The organism is Caballeronia sp. GAWG2-1, assembly GCF_023631405.1.
Classification (GTDB): Bacteria; Pseudomonadota; Gammaproteobacteria; order Burkholderiales; family Burkholderiaceae; genus Caballeronia.
Map to the genome: position 1 here is coordinate 1 of NZ_JALQDD010000042.1, position 26878 is coordinate 26878.

General features: G+C 54.3%; 19 protein-coding genes and 1 pseudogene. 4 read left to right on the forward strand and 16 right to left on the reverse strand.

Going from position 1 to position 26878, the window contains the following annotated elements:
- The first annotated feature begins 315 nt into the window (after positions 1-315).
- Entirely contained in the window at positions 316-1224 is a 909-nt protein-coding gene (locus tag NCR98_RS29290) for a hypothetical protein (protein ID WP_187510549.1), read from the forward strand.
- A gap of 322 nt (positions 1225-1546) precedes the next feature.
- Here NCR98_RS29290 and NCR98_RS29295 read toward each other — a convergent pair whose 3' ends face one another.
- The 4 genes from NCR98_RS29295 to guaB form a co-directional block, all read right to left on the reverse strand.
- Positions 1547-3499 (reverse strand): DUF262 domain-containing protein, encoded by a 1953-nt coding sequence (locus NCR98_RS29295; protein ID WP_187510548.1) that lies wholly within the window; start codon positions 3497-3499, stop codon positions 1547-1549.
- Positions 3496-4776, reverse strand: a complete 1281-nt coding sequence (locus NCR98_RS29300; RefSeq protein WP_187492060.1) for a DUF262 domain-containing protein — start codon at positions 4774-4776, stop codon at positions 3496-3498. Before NCR98_RS29300 ends, NCR98_RS29295 begins: the two co-directional genes overlap by 4 nt.
- A 387-nt stretch (positions 4777-5163) precedes the next feature.
- Complete coding sequence (guaA, locus tag NCR98_RS29305) at positions 5164-6744, reverse strand: glutamine-hydrolyzing GMP synthase (protein WP_010671325.1); 1581 nt, start codon at positions 6742-6744, stop codon at positions 5164-5166.
- A 68-nt stretch (positions 6745-6812) separates the two neighbouring features.
- The gene (gene guaB, locus NCR98_RS29310) at positions 6813-8279 is read right to left on the reverse strand and encodes an IMP dehydrogenase (RefSeq protein WP_031594021.1); all 1467 of its coding nucleotides are present in this window, start codon (positions 8277-8279) and stop codon (positions 6813-6815) included.
- A 168-nt stretch (positions 8280-8447) separates the two neighbouring features.
- Here guaB and xseA point away from each other — a divergent pair, with 168 nt between their 5' ends.
- From xseA to NCR98_RS29325, 3 genes are all read left to right on the forward strand, one after another.
- Positions 8448-9821: an exodeoxyribonuclease VII large subunit gene (gene xseA / locus NCR98_RS29315; RefSeq protein WP_033758621.1), complete on the forward strand. Its 1374-nt coding sequence runs from the start codon at positions 8448-8450 to the stop codon at positions 9819-9821.
- Between the two features lie 446 nt (positions 9822-10267).
- Positions 10268-11281 (forward strand): M4 family metallopeptidase, encoded by a 1014-nt coding sequence (locus NCR98_RS29320; RefSeq protein ID WP_182500256.1) that lies wholly within the window; start codon positions 10268-10270, stop codon positions 11279-11281.
- On the forward strand, positions 11278-11610 hold the full coding sequence (locus tag NCR98_RS29325; RefSeq protein ID WP_010671321.1) for a protealysin inhibitor emfourin: 333 nt from the start codon (positions 11278-11280) through the stop codon (positions 11608-11610). Before NCR98_RS29320 ends, NCR98_RS29325 begins: the two co-directional genes overlap by 4 nt.
- Positions 11611-11654: 44 nt before the next feature.
- Here the strand turns inward: NCR98_RS29325 and NCR98_RS29330 are convergent, their stop codons facing one another.
- From NCR98_RS29330 to pbpC, 12 genes and pseudogenes are all read right to left on the reverse strand, one after another.
- Complete coding sequence (locus NCR98_RS29330) at positions 11655-14096, reverse strand: glucose/quinate/shikimate family membrane-bound PQQ-dependent dehydrogenase (protein ID WP_250489339.1); 2442 nt, start codon at positions 14094-14096, stop codon at positions 11655-11657.
- A gap of 312 nt (positions 14097-14408) precedes the next feature.
- Positions 14409-14630 carry a zinc ribbon domain-containing protein gene (locus tag NCR98_RS33535; protein ID WP_010257531.1) on the reverse strand — a complete coding sequence of 74 codons (222 nt, stop codon included), beginning with the start codon at positions 14628-14630 and terminating at the stop codon, positions 14409-14411.
- A 131-nt stretch (positions 14631-14761) separates the two neighbouring features.
- Positions 14762-16183, reverse strand: a pseudogene (der, locus tag NCR98_RS29340) (ribosome biogenesis GTPase Der); the annotation flags it as partial.
- Positions 16184-16357: 174 nt separating this feature from the next.
- Positions 16358-17539, reverse strand: a complete 1182-nt coding sequence (gene bamB / locus NCR98_RS29345; protein WP_250489341.1) for an outer membrane protein assembly factor BamB — start codon at positions 17537-17539, stop codon at positions 16358-16360.
- Between the two features lie 19 nt (positions 17540-17558).
- Positions 17559-18176 carry a YfgM family protein gene (locus NCR98_RS29350; RefSeq protein WP_010257542.1) on the reverse strand — a complete coding sequence of 206 codons (618 nt, stop codon included), beginning with the start codon at positions 18174-18176 and terminating at the stop codon, positions 17559-17561.
- A gap of 39 nt (positions 18177-18215) precedes the next feature.
- The gene (gene hisS, locus NCR98_RS29355; protein WP_010257545.1) at positions 18216-19490 is read right to left on the reverse strand and encodes a histidine--tRNA ligase; all 1275 of its coding nucleotides are present in this window, start codon (positions 19488-19490) and stop codon (positions 18216-18218) included.
- Positions 19491-19595: 105 nt separating this feature from the next.
- A complete protein-coding gene (gene ispG, locus NCR98_RS29360; RefSeq protein ID WP_003848692.1) occupies positions 19596-20717 on the reverse strand; it encodes a flavodoxin-dependent (E)-4-hydroxy-3-methylbut-2-enyl-diphosphate synthase in 1122 nt (373 codons plus the stop codon).
- A gap of 37 nt (positions 20718-20754) precedes the next feature.
- The gene (gene rodZ / locus NCR98_RS29365; RefSeq protein WP_250489342.1) at positions 20755-21774 is read right to left on the reverse strand and encodes a cytoskeleton protein RodZ; all 1020 of its coding nucleotides are present in this window, start codon (positions 21772-21774) and stop codon (positions 20755-20757) included.
- The gene (gene pilW, locus NCR98_RS29370) at positions 21764-22498 is read right to left on the reverse strand and encodes a type IV pilus biogenesis/stability protein PilW (RefSeq protein ID WP_031594241.1); all 735 of its coding nucleotides are present in this window, start codon (positions 22496-22498) and stop codon (positions 21764-21766) included. The genes rodZ and pilW overlap by 11 nt, the downstream gene beginning before the upstream one ends.
- Positions 22499-22578: 80 nt before the next feature.
- A complete protein-coding gene (rlmN, locus tag NCR98_RS29375; protein ID WP_010257560.1) occupies positions 22579-23748 on the reverse strand; it encodes a dual-specificity RNA methyltransferase RlmN in 1170 nt (389 codons plus the stop codon).
- 187 nt (positions 23749-23935) lie between these two features.
- Positions 23936-24367 carry a nucleoside-diphosphate kinase gene (ndk, locus tag NCR98_RS29380; protein ID WP_003848684.1) on the reverse strand — a complete coding sequence of 144 codons (432 nt, stop codon included), beginning with the start codon at positions 24365-24367 and terminating at the stop codon, positions 23936-23938.
- A 175-nt stretch (positions 24368-24542) separates the two neighbouring features.
- Positions 24543-26870 carry a peptidoglycan glycosyltransferase PbpC gene (gene pbpC, locus NCR98_RS29385; RefSeq protein ID WP_250489344.1) on the reverse strand — a complete coding sequence of 776 codons (2328 nt, stop codon included), beginning with the start codon at positions 26868-26870 and terminating at the stop codon, positions 24543-24545.
- Positions 26871-26878: the final 8 nt, after the last annotated feature.

Sequence of the window (26878 nt, forward strand, 5' to 3'; positions counted from 1 at the left end):
CTCGGCGGCGGGATTGTTTTTTTTAAAACCCCCCCCCACCCGGGCCCCAGCGCCGTATCCCCACACCCCCACACACGCCGCGGCCTAGGCCCCAATCCGATAGAGTTAGAGAGATGTATTCCTGTGTCGTCCAGGAAAACCGACCGTACTAACTGACGATTGTGTCTAATACTAGAGACAGATCAATCAGTCTCACAACGATCCCCTAAAGGATTTTTACCATTCTAATCTTTTGAACAATTCCCTTGATGCAGAAATGTTCAACAAAGTATAATTACTGGACGTGTAAAAATAATTGATATGCTATGGATAAAAATGAATATTGGATTAACTGAAATATTATCATTTGCTGCATTAATTGTATCGGCATTCAGTATGCTGTATGCAAAAAAGCAAAGTGATTTTGCAAAGAGAAATCATTTTAATGACTATCGTTCTCATTTATCTCAATCTCATTTGACATATAGAAAAGCACTACTTAAAACACAAAACAAACATAAAAATGATCTTCTTGAATTGAGTAGAGTAGCTGGGGAAACATTAGTAAAAATAGTTAACCATTTCGACCGATATGACACCAATCAACATGCAGAGAGATATCTAAGGCATTTACTGCATGAAAGTTCAGAAATGGTTTTCCGTACATTCCAAGGGCAACTTGCCTGGCAAACTTCAGAAAACATATCACATAGATTTTACCAAATATCTTTTATTGAGGATCATCTCAATCCAGTTAAAAATATATTTGGAGATTGTTCTTTCAGAGAAAAAATAAATTTAAAGTATCATTTAGAACCAAATACATACCTAGAGGCGGATTTAGTGAATGATACTTATTTTTGCAATCTGGTTTTAGAGATGAAAGCAAGACTTGATCAATCTAAACTACAAGAGTTGATGAGCAACGTTCAAAAAGAAATGATTAACTTCAATACGTTGTACAACAATCTAAAAGCCAACCTTACCATAAGCGCTAATTACCTTGACGATTTAATCTTTCAGGGAAATAAAGAGCACTTCCAACTGAGAGAATCCCCAAAACTTTACTCTGAAATGAAAAGAACAAAAACACAATTGAGAACATTAGGTCATGTAGACATGCCTGAGGTGTTAGATAAGTCTTTTAGTGGGAAGCTTAATTTCTCAATATCCAAAAGTATCCATTTATGTGCTCTCCTTCATGCAATACAATGTTTATATTCATGGGGCTGGGACTATGAATAATAAAGTACTCCTAATTTGATACGGGAATTTAAATCTTTCATATTATTAAAAAGAACACCAATAGATAAAATTTATTGGTATTCTTTTATCAAGTCAGGCAATTAAAAAATCACCCCCTTATTCCCACTCGATGATCAATGCCACCTTAAAACACTATAAAATCAATAGGTTTGAATTTTCTTTGCATGTCGATACCACACAAAATACCATGGTAAGAAAACCTGGGAGCTGTACTGTTCGCGTCGCCCGACGCAAAACGCTTTTAGACTGACTACTTGCACTCCACAAGGGGTATTCGTCCAAAAGCGGTTATTCAAAGAAGTCAACGCCCCGGGTAGGATCTTCCGCTTGCTTCCACCAGACTTACATCATCACGAAGCAATGTCACCATCTCTTCATGATGTGCTGTTATCTGCTGATCGTCCCAGCTTGTATTTCGAGTGATTTCCGCCATTCTTTTGAGCTTGGGACTTTGAAGTTCAATCGTATCCTTGAAGTTTTCGGCCTTCGCTCTGGGAAGGCTATTGCTGAATTTTGAATTCGCGCTGACGCTTACGAGCGCGAGGTTGCCAAGCAGGTTAAGGCTAGAACCTGAAACAACCGCGCCCGACTGTTCTCTATCCGGATGCTGTGGATAAAAGTGCTCAATGGAATTTCTGAACTGAAATTTGAAATCTCGTTTTGAGGAATCGCTCAACAGAAGATAGTCGAGATACGAAAAGACGATACGGCTGATACCTAACCCTTGTGGTTGCTGATCTTCCTCAAAGGGGAATGTCTCTTTGACCTTGCTGCGGGCATACCCCTTCAACAAATCGGCAAGATCCGCATGTTTCGCGTCTTGAGGGGCTTTAACGGATAGCCAGCGAAGAACTTTGGTAATCCAGTGCATCGTTCGCGGAGAAGTGTAGGTAATCCGAAGCATGGACTGAAGCAGCAACACATCTCGTGTATGTGGGTCAGCACCGCCGTCCTCCTCTAAGTTTCCATTGCTGGCCGAGAAAACATGGATGTACGTCGGGGTTGGCTTCTTGTCCGCGCCGCCTTTCTTCAATCGCTGGAGAGACCAATCGCCATCGTCACCGATGTTCGCCGTGAATTGACGCTTCAAGATGAAGCCATCGAAGAGGTTGCGGCACTTGAGAAGCATGAATGCAAAGCTACGCACCCAATCGGCTTTAGCATCGGGTATATTATTTACGGCGTCGTCAAATGACTTGATGAGGCGCTTGTCGTCAAGCTGGCCTTCGTCTTCGACCTCATCGCCTTTCATGATTCTTAGCACGTGTAGCAGAAAGGCCGGAAACTCAATAGTCGAACGAAACCGCTCGTTGCCTTCGTCTTCAGTGGAATTTGACTCGATCTCTTTAGCGTATTTTGACAACGCCTCATCCAAGGACAACGATACCCCTTCGGAGGATTGCCTTGATGTATTGATGCCGGATTGCGGACGACTTTCCATTAGCGACGCGAAGCTGGTCACCTCCAACCAGGACCATTCATCGCCAAATACTTTGTTTCGCAAACTGGTGTCACCACGGGTCAGAGACATCTGGACATAAGAATCCATGTCAGCACAGGCATTCCAAACCCACGCGAAGCATTCGCGTTCATATTGATTGGGCAGCTTGCTCATCAGGCGAGCCTTAACAATATCAACCTGCTTGAGTTGCTGCCCACGAGTGTTCATGATCTCGAAGTAGCGATTGAGGTCGGTATTGGGTGGCAGCGAGGCACGGACGACAGTCACCTTCGTTAGCAAGAAATCGGAGAATTTTTCGCGTGAGCGATTAAGAGCTTCATTTTGTTTGAAGAACTGATTGATGATGCTGTAGCCTTCATGGATGCCAGCATCTGCATTACTCGTGGAGCCCTGCGGTCGGACGTGCTCCTTAGCCGCCTCCTGTGCTACTCGCCGCAGGGCTTCCGTTGCCCGTGCTCGCGACTCATATTGCAAGTGGCCTGCATGGCCAACCGACGGCTTCTCACCCTCACCATCTTGCTCCAGGAATGTCAGAAGCAGATAGAGAGTTGTCAGTCGTTGTTGTCCATCTATGACCTCGAACTCGTCCTCTCTACCCCGCTTGATTACAACAAGGTTCCCAAGAAAATAGTCGTCCTGACCCCCAACCACCGAGTCTTGAATATCGCTGATAAGTTGCTCAATCTGTTCGGCCCGCCAAGCATAGTTCCGTTGATAAACAGGAATCAGATAATTGTCCGTGAATAGCGTGCCTACTGTTAGCAGTTCGGGTTTCAACTCCTTCTTGCTCATTGCAGCCCCTTGATAAAAGCAACGAGTTCCTTTTCGTGGTTATCGTTGTATGGCTGACTTGCTATTGGAAGTTTGCGGACAACACTTCCAGTCATCGCGTTGCGTAGCAAAACAAAAGGCGATTTATTTGCATCGTTTTTACCTCGCGCTCGGTTGTCAGCAGATACAAATTGCACACGAAGTAACTCGACCCGTAAGGCATATGCCCATGCGAATAACCTATTTCGCACTTCATCTAAATCTTCATCGCCAAACTTGTTTGTATAGCAAAGCAGCGCGGCAATGAACAATTCGTACACGTAGCGGTAGCGACTTTGAGATGGGCCAAAGTTTTTGAAACCTCTGTCGATAACCTCTTTCTCCAGTATCTTCAATTCGTCAAGCATGAATGTCACCATCTCGAAAAATGAGCGCCCAGCGATTATCGGGGCATCAAGCTGAAAGCGGCTGCGCCCGGCATTTCGTGCATCATGTGTAGAGGACACCGCCCATGCACTTAGAAGTGGCATAGCGGCTTGTGCTGCAAGGTGATATCGCAGATTTGGCGAAAATGATCTGTTGGATCGCGATGAAATTCCCTTGAACATGCCGATGTCCCGAATAGCAAATTCGAGCGAGTTTTCGCCTCGTGACCACTTGGATATCCGGTATAAAAAAGTAGAAAAAAGCCTGTCCAGATCCTCATCTTTTACGGCTTCCCAAGCCTCAACGACAGCCACTTTCATAGCAGCGGACTCATCGTGCATTTCGCGCAGGTGGTGTGCTTTGAGCAAGTCGTGAGGGGCAAGCGGTTTGCCGCGATAGTTCTGGGAATCAAAGACACGAAATGCCTCATCAATATCGTCCGTCACAATACGCACCAACTGACATTTGTGACAGATAAAATCCAAAAATTCTTTTTTATCTTCCAACTGCGACAGGCGCCTTTGAAGCTCCATCCAAACCAGGGAGACAGGGGTTTCGCTGTTACCAGACACCGAAATCTGATGATTTATCGGATCTAAGGCCGCAAGAATCATTCGCAAAGTCAGCAGACGTTGCTGTCCGTCGACTACATTGAGATACTCACCATCATCGTGAAGAATGATTGCACCCAAAACATAGGGAATATCTTTTCGTTCGGTATCTTGAAGAGCTTCGCTGAGATCATCCACCAGTTGTAGAGCGGTCGATACTTCCCAACTGTATGGGCGTTGATAGTTCGGTATCCGAAGGCCTTGCTTGAGTAGTTCATCCACAGTGACTGCACTAACACCGTCCTCTCCGTTAATCGCCATTGCTATGTCCCGTCATTGAACATTTTCTATTTTCTCAGCGTGTTTTCCGCAAACTTTATTCACTCATATGGAGACTTCGATTCCGAGCGGCGGCTGTCTTGTTCACAATTTCGATCACGAGGTGCTCCTCTGGCGCATATTTAACGATCTGGAGGCTTGGGTCGAGAGAGCGGTTCTGAGACCAAAAGCGGGCATCGATGACATCAGCACAGCGCTGCAATGCACCCGGTTGTCGATACCATGGCATTTGCTGATACGGTCACATGGTATTTGCTATATCTTTGATTCAGCGTCGGCCTTATACCTTGAAAAATGCCATTGATAATGCAGTCAATATCATCAATGGCACTCACTAAATCAAATAAAAAAATAGGTTAAATAATAGCCTCACTCCCACTCAATCGTCGCTGGTGGCTTACCGCTGATGTCATACACCACGCGGGAGATGCCGTCGACTTCATTGATGATGCGGTTAGAGACACGACCCAGGAAATCATACGGCAGGTGCGCCCAGTGTGCGGTCATAAAGTCGATGGTTTCCACCGCACGCAGCGAGACAACCCAGTCATATTTACGGCCATCGCCCATCACGCCGACTGAACGTACCGGCAGGAAGACGGTGAAGGCCTGGCTGACTTTGTTATAGAGATCCGCTTTATGCAGCTCTTCAATGAAGATGGCATCGGCACGGCGCAGCAGGTCGCAATACTCTTTCTTCACTTCGCCCAGCACGCGCACGCCCAGACCTGGACCCGGGAACGGATGGCGGTAGAGCATGTCGTAAGGCAGGCCCAGCTCCAGACCAATCTTACGCACTTCATCTTTGAACAGCTCACGCAGCGGCTCAACCAGGCCCATCTTCATCTCTTTCGGCAGGCCGCCGACGTTGTGATGCGATTTAATGACGTGCGCCTTACCGGTTGCAGAGGCCGCAGACTCAATAACATCCGGATAGATGGTGCCCTGTGCCAGCCACTTAACGTCCTGCAGCTTCAGCGCTTCTTCGTCGAAGACTTCCACAAAGACGCGACCGATAATTTTACGTTTCGCTTCCGGCTCATTCTCACCTGCCAGCGCGTCGAGGAAGCGCGCTTCGCCTTCAACGTGAATAATGTTGAGGCCGAAGTGGTCGCCAAACATATCCATAACCTGTTGTGCTTCGTTCAGGCGCAGCAGCCCGTTATCTACGAACACGCAGGTCAGACGGTCGCCAATGGCGCGATGCAGCAGCATTGCCGTCACGGAGGAGTCAACACCACCTGACAGGCCGAGGATCACTTTGTCGTTGCCGACCTGCACACGCAGGCGTTCAACCGCATCTTCAATGATTTTGGCTGGCGTCCACAGGGCTTCACATTCACAGATGTCGATAACGAAGCGCTCAAGCATCCGCAGGCCCTGGCGGGTATGGGTCACTTCCGGGTGGAACTGCACGCCGTAGAAACGCTTCTCTTCGTTAGCCATGATGGCGAACGGACAGGTTTCTGTGCTGGCAACGGTCACGAAGTCAGCCGGGATCGCCGTGACTTTGTCGCCATGGCTCATCCAGACATCCAGCAGCGGTTTGCCAGCGGCGCTGATCGCATCTTCAATATCGCGAACCAGGGCGCTTGGCGTCGTCACTTCAACCTGCGCATAACCAAACTCACGCTCGGTTGAGCCAGCAACGGTGCCGCCCAGCTGCATTGCCATCGTCTGCATACCGTAGCAGACACCCAGCACCGGCACGCCAGCGCTGAAGACATATTCAGGCGCACGCGGGCTGTTCAGTTCGGTGGTGCTCTCCGGGCCACCGGAAAGGATGATGCCGCTTGGGTTGAACTGGCGAATCTGCTCTTCGGTGACATCCCATGCCCAGAGTTCACAGTAAACGCCCAGCTCGCGTACGCGACGTGCGACCAGCTGAGTATATTGTGAGCCGAAATCGAGAATCAGAATGCGATGCTTATGGATATTTTCCGTCGTCATTGAGGGTTTTCCAGAACGGTGACTTAATCAATAAAAGCGCCCGGCTGAAGCCGGGCGGGAAATCGGGATTATGAACCCATGCGATAGTTCGGTGACTCTTTGGTGATGGTCACATCATGCACGTGGCTCTCATTGATGCCGGCGCCGCTGATGCGGACAAACTCCGCCTTAGTGCGCAGGTCATCAATGGTCGGGCAACCGGTCAGGCCCATGCACGAGCGCAGGCCGCCCATCTGCTGATGCACGATCTCTTTCAGACGGCCTTTATAGGCCACGCGACCTTCGATACCTTCCGGCACCAGTTTGTCAGCGGCGTTATCGGTCTGGAAGTAGCGGTCAGAAGAGCCTTTAGACATCGCGCCCAGTGAACCCATACCGCGATAGGATTTGAACGAACGGCCCTGATAGAGTTCGATCTCGCCCGGTGACTCTTCGGTCCCCGCCAGCATCGAACCGACCATGACACAGGACGCACCGGCGGCGATCGCTTTCGCGATGTCGCCGGAGAAACGGATACCGCCATCGGCAATCACCGGAATACCGGTGCCTTCCAGCGCGGTGACTGCGTCAGAGACGGCAGTGATCTGCGGAACGCCCACGCCGGTCACGATACGGGTAGTACAGATAGAGCCCGGGCCGATACCCACTTTAACGGCGCTGACACCTGCCGCAACCAGCGCCAGTGCGCCGGCACCGGTGGCTACGTTGCCGCCGACGATTTCAAGGTCCGGGTATTTGGCACGGGTTTCACGGATACGTGACAGCACGCCTTCAGAATGGCCGTGTGAAGAGTCAATCAGCAGCACGTCAACGCCCGCTGCAACCAGCGCATCGATACGCTCTTCGTTACCTGCACCTGCGCCGACTGCCGCACCGACACGCAGACGGCCCTGCGCATCTTTACAGGCGTTAGGTTTACGTTCGGCTTTCTGGAAATCTTTAACGGTGATCATGCCCAGCAGATGGAAGCTGTCATCCACCACCAGCGCTTTCTCAACGCGCTTTTCATGCATCCTGTGCAGCACCACATCGCGCGCTTCGCCCTCTTTTACCGTCACCAGACGATCTTTCGGGGTCATGACTGCAGAGACAGGCTGTGAAAGGTCAGTGACAAAGCGCACGTCACGACCGGTGATGATACCCACCAGTTCGTTGTCGCGGTTAACCACCGGATAGCCCGCAAAGCCGTTGCGCTCGGTCAGCGCTTTAACGTCAGCCAGTGGGGTGGTTGGCAGAACGGTCTGTGGTTCAGTCACCACGCCGCTTTCATGTTTCTTCACCTTGCGCACTTCGTCCGCCTGGCGTTCGATTGACATATTTTTATGGATGAAGCCAAGGCCGCCTTCCTGTGCCAGCGCAATCGCCAGACCCGACTCGGTCACTGTGTCCATGGCAGCGGAGAGCATAGGAATATTTAAACGGATATTTTTGGTCAGCTGAGTGCTGAGATCGGCCGTATTCGGCAGGACGGTGGAGTGTGCAGGGACGAGCAGAACGTCGTCAAAAGTGAGTGCTTCTTTAGCGATTCTTAACATGGCAATACTCCACCTCGGGTGATTGAGAATAGATAAAATATTGCCGCGGCATTATACAGGCCGTAATCGATTGCCTCCAGCATTATTTACGAAAAACTCTTGATCCGCACTGACAGCCCTGTAGTATCGATGAATTAACCTGCTGATTTGGAATTTGATCTTCGTCACATGTCGCTGCCACCCATCGCCAATATTTTTACCGTCAGCCGTCTCAATACGACAGTGCGTCAGCTGCTGGAGAAAGAGATGGGCCTGGTCTGGATCAGCGCCGAGATCTCCAACTTCACGCAACCGGCATCCGGTCACTGGTACTTCACGCTGAAAGATGATGGCGCTCAGGTTCGCTGTGCTATGTTCCGCAACAGTAACCGACGCGTTACCTTTCGTCCGCAGCATGGTCAGCAGGTGCTGGTTCGCGCCAACATCACTCTCTATGAGCCACGCGGTGACTATCAGCTGATTGCCGAAAGTATGCATCCGGCGGGTGAAGGCTTGCTGCAGCAGCAGTTTGAACTGCTGAAAGCAAAACTGGCCACCGAAGGACTGTTTGATCCGCAGCATAAGCAACCGCTGCCGGAACCGGCGCGTCAGGTCGGGGTGATCACCTCTTCCACCGGCGCGGCGCTGCACGATGTGTTACGCGTGCTGCATCGCCGTGATCCCTCCCTGCCCGTGGTCATCTACCCGACCGTGGTTCAGGGCGTCGATGCGCCAGCGGCTATCGTCCGGGCGATTGAAATCGCCAACCTGCGCAACGAGTGCGACGTATTAATTGTCGGACGCGGCGGCGGTTCGCTGGAAGATTTGTGGGGCTTTAACGATGAACGCGTGGCGCGCGCCATTTTTGCCAGCCGCATTCCCATCGTCAGCGCGGTGGGTCATGAAACCGATGTCACCATTGCCGACTTCGTTGCCGATTTACGTGCACCCACCCCTTCCGCCGCGGCTGAAATTGTCAGCCGTAACCAGCTGGAGTTACTGCGTCAGTTGCAGTCACAGCAACAGCGGCTGGAGATGGCGATGGATTACTACCTGGCACGTCAGCAGCGGCTTTACTCCCGCCTTGAGCATCGTCTGCAACAGCAGCATCCGCAGCTGCGTCTGGCCCGTCAGCAGACCGCCCTGTTCCGCCTGCAGCAGCGACTGGGAGAAGCGATGGAAACCCGCCTGCGTCAGGCCACGCGTCAGCAGGATCGCCTGTCGCATCGACTCAATGCCCAGCAGCCTCAGCAGCGGCTGTTCGATGCGCAAAAACAGCTGCAAAGCTGGCACTACCGCCTGCAGCAGAGCATGACAAAACAGCTGAGCACCAGCAAACAGCACTTTGGTCAGTTGGTGGCGCAGCTGGAAGGCGTCAGCCCGCTGGCGACGCTGGCGCGCGGTTTTAGCGTGACCACCGACACTGCCGGACAGGTGGTGAAGAAAACCGCACAGCTCCAGAGCGGCGACCTGCTCCGTACCCGTCTTGATGATGGCTGGGTTGAAAGCCAGGTGACGCAGTTACTGCCTGAGAAAAAGCGCCGCCGCAAAACCGCCTCCTGACTCTGCCCGTCAGCTCACATTTTTACACTTAACGCTGGCCTCACTAATGAGGTCTAACCCGCCTGACGGGTCTATACTTTCTGGCACATTCCCTGTCGCCAGGGCGTTTCAGATGGCTTGCCAACGTTGTTGTCTCAGAAAAGCGCCGCCGCAAAACCGCCTCCTGACTCTGCTCGTCAGCTCACACTTTTACACTTAACGCTGGCCTTACTAATGAGGTCTAACCAGCCTGACGGGTCTATACTTTCTGGCACATTCCCTGTCGCCAGGGCGTTTCAGATGGCTGGCCAACGTTGTTGCCTCAGAAAAGCGCCGCCGCAAAACCGTCTCCTGACTCTGCCCGTCAGCTCACACTTTTACACTTAACGCTGGCCTTACTAATGAGGTCTAACCAGCCTGACGGGTCTATACTTTCTGGCACATTCCCTGTCGCCAAGGAGTTTCAGATGGCTTATTGCGTTATTCCTCCCTATATCCTTCGCAAAATCATCGCGCACGGTTCCGGCCACCAGCAGGAGCAGGCGCGTCGCACCCTGACACACGTCCAGCACCTGATGGCGGAACACTGGCAAAAGCAGCCGGTGGCAAAAACCGCGGCAGGCGGCCACGTGGATCGTGAAATTTATGATGCGCAAAGTCAGCAGACCCTGCCAGGTAAGTTGATTCGTCAGGAGGGCCAGCCCGGCAATGACGACGTGGCGGCTGAGGAAGCCTGGAACTATCTTGGCGTAACCTATGACTTCTTCTGGCAGGCTTATCAGCGTAATTCGCTGGATAATCAGGGGCTGAAATTGCTCGGTACCGTACACTACGGTGACAAATACCAGAACGCCTTCTGGAACGGTCAGCAAATGGTATTTGGTGATGGTGACGGCGAAATCTTTAATCGCTTCACCATTGCGATTGACGTTGTGGCGCACGAACTGGCGCATGGCGTGACGGAAAATGAAGCCGGCTTGATCTACTTCGAGCAGGCTGGTGCACTGAACGAGTCGCTGTCAGATGTGTTTGGCTCGCTGGTGAAACAGTTCAGTAAAAAACAGCGCGCCGGTGAGGCGGACTGGATTATTGGCGAAGGCCTGCTGGCAAGCGGCATCAATGGGCGTGGTCTGCGATCGATGTCTGAACCTGGCTCGGCCTATGATGACCCGATGCTGGGCAAAGATCCGCAACCGGCACACATGGATCACTACGTGAAAACACGCGAAGATAATGGCGGGGTTCATATCAACTCCGGCATCCCTAACCGGGCTTTTTATCTGGCAGCAACAGCGCTGGGTGGTTATGCGTGGGAACAGGCGGGATATGCCTGGTACGACACGGTGTGTGACGACGAACTGCCACAGGATGCTGACTTTAAGACCTTTGCCCGCTTCACCGTTCAGCATGGTAAAAAACGGTTCAACGAATCGGTCGGCAGTGCCATTGAACAGGCGTGGAAGGAGGTTGGCGTGCTATGAGTGACCTGCCCGAACTCACTGATGACGCCACCATCATCGTCGCGCGTGAAGGCGGCATGGCCTTTATTCCGGGGCTACGCGCCGAACGACGCTTTATGCTGGGCGATCTGCCGCCGCCAGAAAGAGAGCGCGTCTGCCATGCGCTGCAGCAGGCGATGCCGCTGGGCGAACCGGAGGAGAAAGCCGCGCAGGTGGGCAGTGGCGACCAGCGCTATTTTCGCATCCAGATTCAGTATGCAACCCACCGCGAGGTTGGGACGATAGTGCTGTTGATTCCGGAACAGGTGGCGCCACCTGAGTTGCAGGCGCTGTGGCGCGACGGTAAATAAGCAAAAAAAAGGCCGACAATGTCGGCCCTTTTCCTTAAGCGTTGTTACTTGCTGTCTGGCAGCGCGTAAGCAATTACATAATCACCACGGTCCGGTGACTGACGTGCGCCACCTGCCGAGATCAGGATGTACTGCTTACCATCTTTCGGTGAGACGTAGCTCATCGGGCCACCCTGACTGCCCACCGGCAGACGTGCTTTCCACACCTCTTTGCCGGTTGAAGAATCAAAGGCGCGCAGATAGTAATCCTGCGTACCCGCGATGAACACCAGGCCGCCCTGCGTGGCCAGCGTACCGCCCAGCGTTGGCATGCCAACCGGCATTTTGACGCGCATCTTGATACCGAATGGTCCGGTATCCTGCACCGTGCCGACCGGCACCTGCCAGACGATTTTCTGCGTTTTCATGTCAATCGCCGACAGCGTACCAAATGGCGGTTTCTGACATGGGATACCCAGCGGTGACATAAAGCGATTTTTATTCACAGCATATGGCGTACCTTTCAGCGGAACGGCACCCATACCGGTGTTGATCGCTTCGCCGCCGTTGCTGCCGCGCGCAATATTGCTGGTATCAGCCGGGATCATCTGAACCCACAGACCCAGACGCATATCATTGACGAACAACAGGTGGTTGTTCGGATCGACCGACATGCTGCCCCAGTTCATACCGCCCAGCGAACCCGGGAAGCTCAGAGACTTGTCGGTGTCCGGCACGGTGAACAGGCCATCATAGCGCATAGATTTGAAGCCAATGCGGCAGGCCAGCTGATCAAACGGCGTGGCACCCCACATGTCAGACTCTTTCAGCGTCTGGTTGCCAATCTGCGGCATCCCGGTCGAGTGTGGCTGCGTTTTGGTGTACTGCTCGTTCGGGATATGACCCTGCGGCATCGGCAGTTCTTCGACTTTGGTCAGCGGCTTGCCGGTCATACGGTCAAGTACGAAGATCATGCCGGTTTTGCCGCCAATCACTACCGCAGGTGTGGTAGTGCCATCTTTTTGCGGGAAGTCGATCAGGCTTGGCTGCATCGGCAGGTCAAAGTCCCACAGATCGTTATGCACGGTCTGATAGACCCACTTCTCTTTACCGGTCGTGGCATCCAGCGCCAGAACCGATGCGCCATATTTGTGATCCAGTTCAGTACGGTTCGCACCCCAGAGGTCAACCGACGAACTGCCCATTGGAATGAACACGGTGTTCATTTCCGGGTCGTAAGACATTGGCGCCCATGAGTTCGGCGTACTACGGGTATAATCTTTACCCGGCATCAATATCGCATTCGGGTCAACATTGCCTGGGTCAAACGCCCAGCGCATCTGGCCGGTGATAACGTCAAAGCCACGCAATACGCCACCCGGCATATCCGTCTGCACGTTATCCGCTACGCGACCGCCGACCACCACAGTGGTGCCAGCCAGGGTTGGCGCTGAGGTCAGCTGATATTGCGGATCCGGTGCCTTGCCCATGCCCGCTTTGAGATCAACGATGCCGTGATCGCCAAAGTTTTCACAGAACTCACCATTGTCAGCATTGATCGCAATCAGACGCGCGTCGATGGTGTTCATCAGAATACGACGCTGACAGCTGTCACCGGCTGGCAACACTGCGGCAGTCACAGGTGAAGACCCCGGCTTATCTGGCTGCTGCAGCGGTTTCGTGGCGTCAAAGTAAGCCAGACCACGGCAGCGCGGCCAGACTTCCGCTTTGGCATTGATTTCACGTTTCCAGATCTGCTTACCGCTGTTGGCTTCAACGGCGATGACGTTGTTGTGCGGTGTGCAGAGATAAAGGGTATTGCCAATCTGCAACGGTGTCTGCTGATCTTCTGCGCCGTTGCCGGTCGGGCTGACAGGGGTATCACCGGTGCGGAAAGTCCAGGCCACCTGCAGATCTTTCACGTTGTCGCGGGTAATTTGATCCAGCGCCACAAAGCGGCTGCCCTGCGGGGTATTACCGTAGTTATCCCAGTCTTTCTGCTGTTTCGCTTTATCTACCGGGATCAGCGGCAGCTCTTCGCCCGTGCCTGCAACGGTAGGATGTGGCTGGAACATCTGCACCAGCGTAACAACCATGCCTGCCGCCAGCAGCGCAGAGAACGCATAAGAGGGTTTTGCCAGTGAGTGCTTACCTTCATGCTTACGCAGTGAAGGCCAGATCAGGAAGGCAAGCAGCATCAGTCCGGCAGGCACCATCAGGCGTGATACCAGCGGCCAGAACTCCAGGCCCGCGTCGAACAGCGACCAGATCAGGGTGCCGACAAAGACCAGCAGGAACAGAATCACTGCCGAGGATTTGCGACGGAAGAACTGAATTGCGGAGAGTACAGTGACGATACCCGCAATTAAAAAGTACCCGCTGCCACCAAGTGCAACCAGTTTGCCGCCGCCAATTGCAAAAAACAGACCGGTGGCAAGCAGCACCAGTCCGAGCAGCACGGATGCTATTCCCAGCCCCTTTCCGGAGCGGGAGGATGTTTCAGCCATAATACTTACTCTCCTGAATAAACAGAGCGCCCGGACAGATGCCATCCGGACTCCGGCGCGATAAGTCAGTCCGCGCCAGGCACCGCTCGGTTTCAAATCGAATATAAACAGACCCGCGTCCGTGAGATCGAGGGGCCGGAAGAACACGGATGTGACTGGCCCCTCCCACGACGCGGTAGGATTGTACCACCTGGTACATTACAGAGTGAACATCTACAACTCATTTGTTACGGCGCAATAGCATTTTTGCTACAAAATGAGCCAGTCGTCGCTCTGAATTCTCAGACGTTTTAAGCGTAGCTGAAAGCGGCGTCAGTGACCTGGCGGCTGGAAAAGGACGCGCTTGCGGGAGATAAGGCCATGTCCGTTCCGGCAAAAATAGTCCACCGCGCCGCAGGCTTTGAGCACCTCAAGCGGTTGATGACACGCCGGACAGCAGGGTTGTGCGGGGTAATGCGTACCGCAGGTATTACAGATAAATTCACCGTCACTGAGCGACAGCGGTTGCTGACATTTTTCGCAAATAATAGTCACTATTTTCTCCCTGCTCCGGTTTATTCAGGGCAAAAAAAAGAGGGCCAGATGGCCCTCTATTCTTAACGCTTGTTCTTTTTCATATGCGCCAGCAGACGCTTACGTTTACGCTGCTGCGTTGGTGTCAGCAGGTTACGTTTGCCTTCGTAAGGGTTATCACCCTCTTTGAACTGAATACGAATTGGCGTTCCCATCACGTTGAGTGATTTACGGAAATAGTTCATCAGGTAGCGTTTGTAAGAATCTGGCAGATCCTTAACCTGATTACCGTGGATTACCACGATAGGCGGGTTATAGCCCCCCGCGTGCGCGTATTTGAGCTTAACGCGACGACTGCGTACCAGCGGTGGCTGGTGATCGTCTGCCGCCATGTTCATGATACGGGTCAGCAGCGAGGTGTTTACACGCTTCGTCGAACAGTCATAGGCTTCAGTGATCGACTCAAACAGATTGCCGACGCCGCTGCCGTGCAGCGCAGAGATAAAGTGGATGCGGGCGAAGTCGATAAAGCCCAGACGGTAATCCAGTGTCTCTTTCACTTCATCACGCACTTCCTGCGACAGGCCATCCCATTTGTTGACCACAATCACCAGCGAACGACCACTGTTGAGAATGAAGCCAAGCAGCGACAGATCCTGATCGGAAATACCGGCATGGGCATCAATCACCAGCATCACCACGTTGGCATCTTCAATCGCCTGCAGCGTCTTGATCACCGAGAATTTCTCTACGGTATCAGAGATTTTGGCACGCTTACGCACGCCCGCCGTGTCGATCAGAACGTATTCACGTCCATCACGCTCCATCGGAATATAGATGCTGTCGCGGGTGGTACCCGGCATATCGTAGACCACTACGCGGTCTTCACCGAGAATACGGTTGGTAAGCGTTGACTTACCTACGTTAGGACGGCCAACAATCGCCAGTTTGATCGGCAGGCCCGTCGGGTCGAAGTTTTCTTCTTCCTCGGCGGCTTCCTGCTCAGCAATCTCGTCAGCTTCAAGCGCAGCCCAGTACGCCTGGTTCTCTTCTTCTTCCGTGAGCTCGACCGTCTCAACTTTGTCCATCCATGGCAGCAGTGCCTCTTCTATCAGGCTGCTCACACCACGACCATGCGATGCCGCAATGGCGTGGATCTCGCCCAGGCCCAGTGAATAGAAGTCCACAACCGCCTGATCAGGATCCATCCCGTCAGTTTTGTTGGCCACCAGGAAAGTCGCTTTCTGGCGGGAACGGAGATGCTTAGCGATTTGCTGATCGGCGGCCATCATGCCCGCACGCGCATCGACCATAAACAGCACGACATCCGCTTCTTCAATCGCCAGCAGTGACTGCTCGGCCATCCGCGTTTCAACACCCTCTTCGGTGCCGTCGATACCACCGGTATCAATAACAATAAATTCGCGCCCTTCCACTTCGGCGCGACCATATTTGCGATCGCGAGTCAGTCCAGGAAAATCCGCTACCAGCGCATCACGTGTGCGGGTTAAGCGGTTAAATAGCGTAGATTTTCCCACATTGGGACGCCCAACCAGCGCGACCACAGGTACCATAACAAAATGCCTCAATAAATAATTAATCGCCCGAATGGCGTGATTATAACGGCTCTGGCCGTCAAGTTCAGGCTTAAGGCGCAAAGAATACCATGCCTGACTAAAAACGAAACGGCCCCTGATTAAATCAGGAGCCGTCGGAACGGAGGATTTCACCTGCCAGACGTGTACCCGTTAACGGGTAATCGCATAAACCTCACCATCTTTCGACTGGATCAGCAGCTTATCGCTGGCGACCACCGGCTCGGTCTGGAAGCCTGAGCTATCCAGTTTCTGCTGCGCAACAAAACGACCATCCGTGGTGTTCAGCCAGTGCAGATAACCTTCACTGTCGCCGACAACCAGATAGCCGTTGTAGAGCACCGGCGAAGTCAGGTTGCGATGCAGCAGATCGCTTTGACGCCAGATGGCGACACCGCCGTCAGCGTTAAGCGCAATCACACGATCGTCCTGATCGACCAGATAGATGCGGCCGGCATCCACAATCAGATCTTTCACACCGCCAATTTCGCGTTTCCACAAAATCTGGCCGGAACGCAGATCCAGTGCTGTCAGATTGCCGTTATACGCCAGCGCGTAAACCACGCCATTGACGATAACCGGTGTGGTATCGACATCGTTAAGACGATCGATCTCAGTGGCACCGCTGACCTGGGAAATACGCTGCTGCCAGACCAGTTGTCCCTGGTTCAGCACCACGGCACTGACACGACCATTGTCGCCACCGACAATCGCGCCACCAAAAGCGACAGCCGGAGCAGATTCACCGCGCAGAGACAACGCTGGCATATCCAGGTTGACGCTCCACTTCACGGCACCGCTGCTCTGATCCAGGCCCTGCAACATGCCGTTGCTGGTATGAACCAGCACCAGACCATCGCTGACTACCGGACGTGACAGTGCTTCACCGGCGACTTTCGTCTGCCACACCAGGCTACCATCACTGCTGTTGAGGGCATAAACCTGGCCGCGCTCGCTGCCAACATAGACCCGATCGCCATCAGCCGTCAGGCCACCTGATAACATGGCTGAGCGATTTTTAGAGAAGAAGCCGGTTTTCTCAGAGAGATCGACTTTCCATTTTTCTTTACCGTCTGCGGCATCGAGCGCTTTGACGATACCAAAGCGGTCGGCAGCATAAACCGTATTATCCTGCCAGGCAGGATGCAGATTTGAGTAGAAATCACCGACACCATCGCCTACCGAGGTGCTCCACACTTTCTGTGGCGTGAACTGATTTTCCACCTTCGGCAACGGGGCCATTTTTACTACATCTTCTTCGCCGCTAAACAGCGAACAACCGCTGAGCAAAGTGACTGAAATCAGTCCCGGCAGCAGGTATTTACGTAATTCCATGCGCTCTCTCTTGACTGGCTTAGCTTAAGTTATTCATCTTCATCTGCATCATTTGCTTCAATGCCGGAGAGGCGTCAGATTCAACCCCTTTACTCCAGGCATCGCGCGCGCCCTGCTTGTCGCCTTTGGTCAGCAGCGCTTCGCCGCGAATATCGGCCACAATGGCTGTCCAGCCATCACCCTTCACACCGTCAAGGGTTTTAAGCGCCGCATCCGCTTGATTCTGTTGCAGTTGAATGCGTGCCAGCCGCAGGTTAATCACCGCCTGCAGATTGGCATCTTTGGTATCTTTCAGTCCGTTTTGCAGCAGCGTCGCGGCTTTATCAAGCTGACCGGCGTCAACATACTGCTTCGCCAGATCCATCGCAGCCAGCGCACCATAGGTGTTGCTGTTTTCACTGGCAAAACGGTTTACCGCTTCCAGCGTCTCCGGTTTGCCCGCCTGCATGGCGCTGGTGAGCTGCTGATACTGCGCTGATACTGTCTTCGCCGTATCGTCCTGATGACTGCTCCAGTAACGCCAGCCGCCCAGCGCAGCAATGCCGATCACCACGCCAATAGCTAACGCTTTGCCATTGTTGGCAAAAAAGTTGCGCAGCGCGTCGGTCTGCTCGTTCTCATTGCTATACACTTCCACGCAATCCCTCTCCTTTCTATGGTTGGTGCTGTGTCACGCTTACTGTAACAGCGAGCGCAAGACAGCAGCAGCCTCTGCCTGATCCAGCGTTTGCTGCTCGCCACGGCGCAGATCTTTAATCACGACCTGACCGGCTTTGACCTCGTCCTCGCCTAACACCAGTGCGACGCGAGCGCCCCACTTGTCAGCACGGGCAAACTGTTTCTTGAAGTTGCCGCCGCCAAAGTTGGTCATCAGCCTCAGTTCTGGCGCTTCATCACGCAATTTCTCAGCCAGCTGCATCGCAGCAGACTGCACGCCCTGACCTGAAGCGATAACATAGACATCCACATTGCTCGTCGGTTCAAATTCAGGATTAACCGCCTGAACCAGCAGCACCAGACGCTCCATGCCCATGGCAAAGCCAACGGCAGGTGTTGCGCGCCCACCGAGCTGCTCAACCAGGCCATCATAGCGACCGCCACCACATACCGTGCCCTGTGAACCCAGGCTATCGGTGACCCACTCAATCACGGTGCGATTGTAATAATCAAGACCGCGTACCAGACGCTGATTGACGGTGTAGCTAATCCCGGCGTCATCCAGCAGGGCACACAGGCCGCTGAAATGTTCGCGTGATTCGTCATCAAGATAGTCGCCAAGCTGTGGCGCATCATTCAGTAACTGCTGAATATCGGGATTTTTAGTGTCGAGAACGCGCATCGGATTGGTGTACATGCGGCGTTTACAATCCTCATCCAGCACCTCTTTGTGCTGTTCAAGGAAGGCGACCAGCGCGTCGCGGTAATGCGCGCGTGCTTCCAGCGAACCGATAGAGTTGAGTTCCAGACGAACGTGCTCAGAGATACCCAGGGCTTTCCACCAGCGGGCGTTCAGCATGATCAGTTCAGCATCGATGTCCGGACCCTGCAGACCAAACACTTCCACGCCAATCTGGTAGAACTGACGATAGCGGCCTTTCTGCGGACGCTCATAGCGGAACATCGGGCCCATATACCACAGGCGCTGCTCCTGGTTGTAGAGTAAACCGTGTTCAATACCGGCTCGCACGCAACCTGCAGTGCCTTCCGGACGCAGCGTCAGGCTTTCACCGTTGCGGTCTTCGAAGGTATACATCTCTTTTTCAACCACGTCGGTGACTTCACCGATGGCGCGTTTAAACAGTGGGGTTTGCTCCACCAGCGGTAAGCGAATTTCGCTGTAACCGTAGCTCGCCAGCGTCTGCTTGAGAACGCCTTCAATCCGTTGCCAGAGGGCGGTATCCGCAGGCAGGTAGTCGTTCATCCCGCGAATCGCCTGAATATTCTTCGCCACGTTAGAATCTCTTAATGCAAAAAAACCTGTCCGGCATCATACCTTATGAGGATGAAACCGCACAGGTTCAGTCAAAAAAGTCACGCACGCAAACCGCGTACGCCATTATTTTTCCAGATGCTGCACATCAATACGGCGACTGGCATCCAGCATCGACGCTTTAGCACGAATGCGCGCTTCCAGCTGATCGATCATGTCATTGTTGTCGAGACGATCGCGCTGACGCACACCATCTTCGTAGAAACCACTCTTCTTGCTGCCGCCGGTCACGCCCAGCGTAGAGAGAGTCGCCTCGCCGGGTCCGTTGACCACGCAGCCGATAATGGAGACATCCATCGGGGTGATGAGGTCTTCCAGACGCTGCTCCAGCGCGTTGACCGTGCCGATAACGTCGAACTCCTGACGTGAGCAGGTCGGACAGGCGATGAAGTTGATGCCACGAGAACGGATGCGCAGTGACTTGAGGATATCGAAACCGACTTTGACTTCTTCTACCGGATCGGCGGCCAGCGAGATACGCAGCGTATCGCCGATCCCTTCTGACAGCAGCAGACCCAGTCCAATCGCCGATTTCACTGCGCCAGCCCGCGCGCCGCCCGCTTCGGTGATACCGAGATGCAGTGGCTGTTCAATCTGTTTCGCCAGCAGACGATAAGATTCAACCGCGAGGAAAACGTCAGAGGCTTTAACGCTGACTTTGAATTGATCGAAGTTAAGACGGTCGAGATGATCGACATGGCGCATGGCAGATTCCAGCAACGCCTGCGGCGTCGGCTCGCCATACTTTTCCTGCAGATCTTTTTCCAGCGAACCGGCGTTCACGCCAATTCGTATCGGAATATTGTTGTCGCGCGCGCAGTCGACCACCATACGGATGCGCTCATTGTTCCCGATATTACCGGGATTGATGCGCAGGCAGTCGACGCCATACTCGGCGACTTTCAGGGCGATGCGGTAGTCAAAATGAATATCTGCAACCAGCGGGACGTTTACCTGCTGTTTGATCAGTCTGAATGCTTCTGCGGCATCCATGGTAGGCACCGAGATACGAACGATATCGACACCGACTCGCTCAAGGGCTTTGATCTGATTTACCGTCGCCTCCACGTCAGTGGTGCGGGTGTTGGTCATCGACTGGACAGCGATGGGTGCGCCGTCACCGACCGGCACCTTGCCGACGTAAATGCGTTTGGATTTACGACGGATAATGGGTGCTTCGTTATGCATATTTCTTCTCCACAATTGCCCGGTACGCGATACGCTGTTATTGCGCACCCAACGTCAGGCGAGCAACCTGGTTATTACGGATAAAACGACTTAAATCAACGGGCTGATTCTGATATTGCACCTGAACAGCGGAAGGCGCGCCAATTTTCAGACGATACGGAGGCGTTCCTGCGAGGCTGAGTTTACCACCACTGCGCTGAATGCCGCTGAACAGTTTTTTGCCGGTGGCATCGCTCACTTCCAGCCAGCAGTCGGCGTTAAAGGTCATCACCACCGCATTAGGGTCAGCAGCCGGTTCACTGACCGCCGCTGCACCTACTGGCATCTGAGGTGCCGTGCTGTTATTGGTATTCGTGTTCGCGGCCGCAGGTGCAGCCGCTGAGTTGTCCACGGGCGCCTGGCTCGGTGAAACCACGGCATTGCTGGTGGTATCCGGCTGTGCGGTGGTCGCGCTATTGCTGCCAGTGGCGGCCGGAGCCGCACTCGCTGGCGCACTGGTTGCGCTGTTGTCACTGGTGGTATTGCTTTCGTCAGGCGCGGCAGGTGCCGCGCTGTCACCACTGGATTCACCCAGCGGAATCGACTGGCCGCTATCACCGCTGCTGCTGTTCTGATCGGTCATCGGCACCAGATCATCCTGTGACTCTTTATGATTCTGCCACCACCAGGCACCGGTCAGACCCACCACCACAAACACCACCAGCCAGGTGAAAATCATCAACCAGCCGTCGCGTTTCTTGCGGCGTTTGCCCAGTGAGAAACTTTGCATCGGCTCGATCTTTGAAGCCCGAATCGGTGTCTGTTTCGCCATCATCGGCAGCAGTTCCTCTTCAGGAATGTGCACCAGACGCGCGTAGGAGCGAATGTATCCGCGCAGGAACGTGGAGGCCAGATCGGCAGGCGATTTGTCTTCCTCGATATCACGCACGGTAGAAAGTTTCAGGCACAGGCGTTCAGCGACGTTCTGCTGCGTCAGCCCCATCTGCTCACGGGCCAGACGCAGGCGTTCACCTGTTGAATGTAATGCAGAGTTTTCTTGAGTGGCTTCAGTATTCATTAGCTAAATAACGCTGGTACTGTATCGATTGCGGAAAACGTCGCGCTAACTGGTCGCCATAACGTGAAACGTCAGCGGCATCTCCCTGTAGCGCGGCGAAACGTAAGTGTAACGCCAGACTTCGTGCCGTTGCGGGCAGCTGTTGCTGGTAAACATCAAGCAAAATCTGCACCTTCGCCAGATGGTTATCTGCCATCTGCTTTTCAGCTTCCGACAGCAGCGAATCAGCTTTGCGTCTGTCAGCCTCAATGGCCTGGCGTAGTGTCCTGCGGGCAGCGGCAATATCGCCAGCCTGCAGATAACAAAACCCTGCCAGTTCAAGCGCGTCATTGCGTGCATCAAACTGCGGTGCTGCGCTTGCCCGACTAAACTGTTGATGCGCTTCGCCATACTGCCTTAAAGCGCAGAGAAACGCACCGTAATTGTTAGCAACAAAACCATTATCCGGGGCCTGCTGCTGTGCCAGTATAAACCGTGCCTGCGCCGCTGTCTGATTACCCTGCTTCTGCGCCAGTCGAGCAAGCGCAAGCGAGACCCGGTAATCCTCTGGCGCGGCGGCCTGTGCCCGCAGAAAGTTTCGCTCAGCTGCGGCATAGTCGCCACCCGCCAGATAGTGCATCCCTAACTGCAGACGCACCTCTTCTGCTCCGGGTTCGTGATGCTGGCTGACACACCCGCTTACAACAAACAGCGCCAGTAAAACTGCAGGTAATCCGTTACGCATAATCGTTTCCATCCGGTTGACGTTGACAGGCTGCAGCCTGCCACGCGTCATCACTTCAGGAAACGCTCTGAGTCACTCTTCTAGAGAGCCTTCACAGAGATGGCCTCACCCGCCATTTTTTTACGCATCGTACGCTTGGTACGGTCGATCACCTCACCGGCTAACTGACCACAGGCGGCATCGATATCATCGCCACGGGTTTTACGCACGATGGTCGTAAAACCATAGTCCATCAGGACTTTGGAGAAACGATCGATGCGGCTGTTGGAGCTACGGCCATAAGGCGCGCCCGGGAAGGGGTTCCAGGGGATCAGGTTGATTTTACACGGTGTTTCTTTCAGTAATGCGGCGAGTTCATGCGCATCATCTGTGCTGTCATTGACGTGATCCAGCAACACGTACTCGATGGTCACGCGTCCCTGATTGGCGTTGGATTTGCCAATGTAGCGTTTCACCGCCGCCAGGAAGGTTTCGATATTGTACTTTTTGTTGATCGGGACAATATCATCACGCAGCTTATCGTTAGGCGCGTGCAGGGAAATCGCCAGCGCGACGTCGATCATATCGCCCAGTTTATCCAGCGCAGGCACCACACCCGAGGTGGAGAGGGTCACGCGACGCTTCGACAGACCAAAACCGAAGTCATCCAGCATGATCTCCATCGCCGGGACCACGTTATTGAGGTTGAGCAGCGGCTCGCCCATGCCCATCATCACCACATTGGTGATAGGACGCTGGCCGGTGATTTTCGCTGCGCCGACAATTTTCGCCGCACGCCACACCTGACCAATAATTTCTGACACCCGCAGGTTACGGTTAAAGCCCTGCTGTGCGGTCGAACAGAATTTACACTCCAGCGCACAACCCACCTGTGAAGAGACACAGAGCGTGGCGCGGTCCCCTTCCGGGATATAGACCGTTTCCACCAGCTGGTCGCCCACGCGAATGGCCCATTTGATGGTGCCGTCGGTAGAGCGCATCTCTTCTGCCACTTCTGGCGCACGGATCTCCGTCAGCTCCATCAGCCGGTTACGCAGCTTTTTGTTGATGTCGGTCATCTGCTCGAAGTCATCGCAGCAGTAGTGATAAATCCACTTCATGACCTGATCGGCGCGGAAAGGCTTTTCGCCCAGCGACAGGAAGAATTCGCGCATCTGCTGACGGTTGAGATCCAGCAGGTTTATTTTCTGGCTTTTGGGGGAGACGACAATAGGGGATGCTGACGCGGACGTCACAATCTGTTCGGACATAATATTCTCTGGCCTCGTTGTTACACGTTATGGCGCTGTTCAGGGATAGGTGAAAAAAATTGCGCCTTCATTAAGCTGAGTCAATGAAGGCGCAATATTGTACAACATCTGCAGCCTGATAACAGGCGGGAGTGACCTCCCCTACGCAGATTTTTGTAAAGCCGACGTAACGTTTATCGCCAGGCGATTAACGGGTACGTGGGCAGATCTCGTTTTCGCCAAAGAAATAAGCGATTTCGCGGGCAGCGGATTCAGCAGAATCTGAACCGTGCGTGGCGTTTTCGGTGAAGCTGTCAGCGTAGTCAGCACGCAGTGTGCCAGCCAGTGCGTTTGCCGGGTTAGTGGCACCCATCAGGTCACGGTGACGCTGAACGGCATTTTCACCTTCCAGCACGGAAACAACAACCGGGCCAGAGGTCATGAATTCAACCAGACCATCGAAGAATGGCTTGCCCTGGTGCTCAGCGTAAAAACCTTCAGCCTGCTCTTTGCTCAGCTGCAGCATTTTTGCGCCAACGATTTTGAAGCCAGCGCTTTCAAAACGGTTATAGATAGCACCAATCACATTTTTAGCGACGGCGTTTGGCTTGATGATAGAAAAAGTACGTTCGATTGCCATGATGACCTCTGTCTTGACGTTCTGAAGAAACCGGTGGCGTCCGCCCCGGTTAAGAAACGGCGCCGATTATAGGGGCTGAGTCCGGCATTGCCTATCAGAGATCCCTAATTTGATGAAAATTCTTGATCTGAGTCGAAGCAGACGCGCCATAGTTATGATTTAGCGCAAAAAAGCGTCAGCCCCGGCTGAAGGTGACGGAGACAAGTTGCCCCTCTTCATCCATCACCACCAGCTGATACTCGCCCGGATGATCGAGCTGCAGCGACAGGCTGTCTGCGGCGTTCTGCGTCATCAGAGGCTCACCATTCAGGAACCACCAGCGCTGTGTGCCCTGCCCTCCCTGCACCGCGACCGGCATTGTCAGCGCGCTCCTGCCCGGCAGCGGTCTGACAATTTGCCCCTCAATCACGCCGGTAACGATCAGCGGAGCGCTGCTGCCCTGCTGTAACGGCGGACACCGGGCATCGACAGGGGGCAGACGTTGCGCCCGCCGCTCCTGAGGCGGCAGCCAGGCCTCCAGCGGCAGCGGCCAGACCAGCCGTTCATGGCGGGTGGCGTCGGGGCAGTCTGCTGCGACGCGCAGTCCCTGCGCATTCTGCCAGTAGCCCAGGCGTAATCCGCTGAGGCTCTCCTGGCCGGGTGCCAGCAGTGTAGGCGGCAGCGTGTCGGCGGCGACCCAGCTTTGCCGCCGCTGGCGACAGTTTTCGTCTCCGGCGGGCAACGGCTGACCGCCAGGCCAGCAAATGCTCGCCACCGTCACCGAGGCCGGCCGCGGATCGCCCGGAACATCACGTCTGCCAAGGCGACTCATCAGCAGGCTGTTGATCTGATTCATGACGGGCACGGCAGAGGCAAAACCAAACTGCCCGGCAACCGGCGTCGCATCCGGTCTTCCGACCCAGACGCCAATCAGATAACGGGGATTGATCCCGACCGACCAGGCGTCGCGGTAGCCATAACTGGTGCCGGTTTTCCAGGCCAGTGGCACCACATCGGGTACGCTGCCATTGCCCGCGGGCTGTGCTTCCCCGGCCAGGATACGCCGGATGATCCACGCCGACTCAGGCGAAAGCAGCGGCCGCTGCTGTAAGGGTTGATCGGGCATCCAGCGCAACTGGCCGGCGTTGCCGTGGCGGGCAAAGGCGCTGTAGGCTGCCACGATCTCATCCATGCGCGCTCCGGTGCCGCCGAGAATCAGGGAAAGATTAGGTTCAGCGCCGGGGGGAAAACGTAAGTTGAGACCGACATTGCGCAGGCGCGCTGCAACGTTTTTCGGTCCCAGCGCCTCCAGAAGCTGCACCGCAGGCAGATTCAGCGACCGCACCAGTGCGTCACTGGCGCTGACAGGCCCGTGAAATCCGGTATCGAAGTTGCCTGGCCGGTAATCACCAAAGCGACGCGGCACATCCTGCAGCAGTGATTCAGCATGTATCAGCCCCTCATCCAGCGCCATGCCGTAAATAAAGGGTTTTAACACCGAGCCTGGCGAACGCACGCTGGCGATCATATCCACATGGCCAAAACGGCTGTCATCGGTAAAGTCAGCCGAGCCGACGTAGCCGCGAACCGCCATAGTGGTGTGATCCACCACCAGCATCGCCAGCGAGGTGCGTGGAGGAAGCTGATTTTTAACATTCAGCGCCAGACTTTCCAGTTCGCGCTGCAGTGAGGGGTCAAGCGTAGAGACAATCTTATCGCTGTGGCTGATCGACAGCAGTCGCCGGGCCAGCAGCGGCGCCATCTGTGGCATCTGGCGCGGCGGCAGCCATACCGGCTCCTGACGGATTTCCGCCACCTGTTCAGCGGACCAGATGCGGTATTCCGCCAGCCGATCCAGCACTTTGTTGCGTGCGGCTTCTGCCCGCTCAGGCCAGCGATCGGGTCGCAGACGGCTGGGTGCCTGCGGCAAAACGGCCAGCAGTGCCGCCTCGCCCGGCGTCAGCTGTGACGGGGCTTTTCCCAGCCAGCTCCAGCTGGCCGCGCCCACCCCTTCCAGCGTGCCGCCAAAGGGCGCACGGTTAAGGTAGAGCGTCAGGATGTCTCGTTTGGAAAGATGCCACTCCAGCTGCAGCGCCCGCCACGCCTGAATCAGCTTGCCGCGCAGCGTCCGGGGTTGCGGGTCGATAAGGCGTGCCACCTGCATGGTCAGCGTGCTGCCTCCGGAAATCACGCTCTGATGGCGCAGATCCTGCCAGGCGGCGCGCAGCAGAGCCAGGGGATTGATGCCAGGGTGATACCAGAACCAGCGATCTTCGTAGGTCAGCAGCGCCTGCAGATAGGCCGGAGCCACCTCCTCTGGCGTGACCGGATAGCGCCAGATCCCCTTGCTGTCAGCAAAGCGCCACAATGGTGTACCGTCGCTGGCAACAACCACCCGCGCAGGCTGCACCTGTTTAAGCGGCAACGGGAAAAGCCGATCCAGCCCCCATATCGCCAGCCACAGCGCCAGAAAAAAAAGCGGCAGCGCGAGCCACCACTTTTTGATGCTGCTGACGTTTACCACGCGTCGCG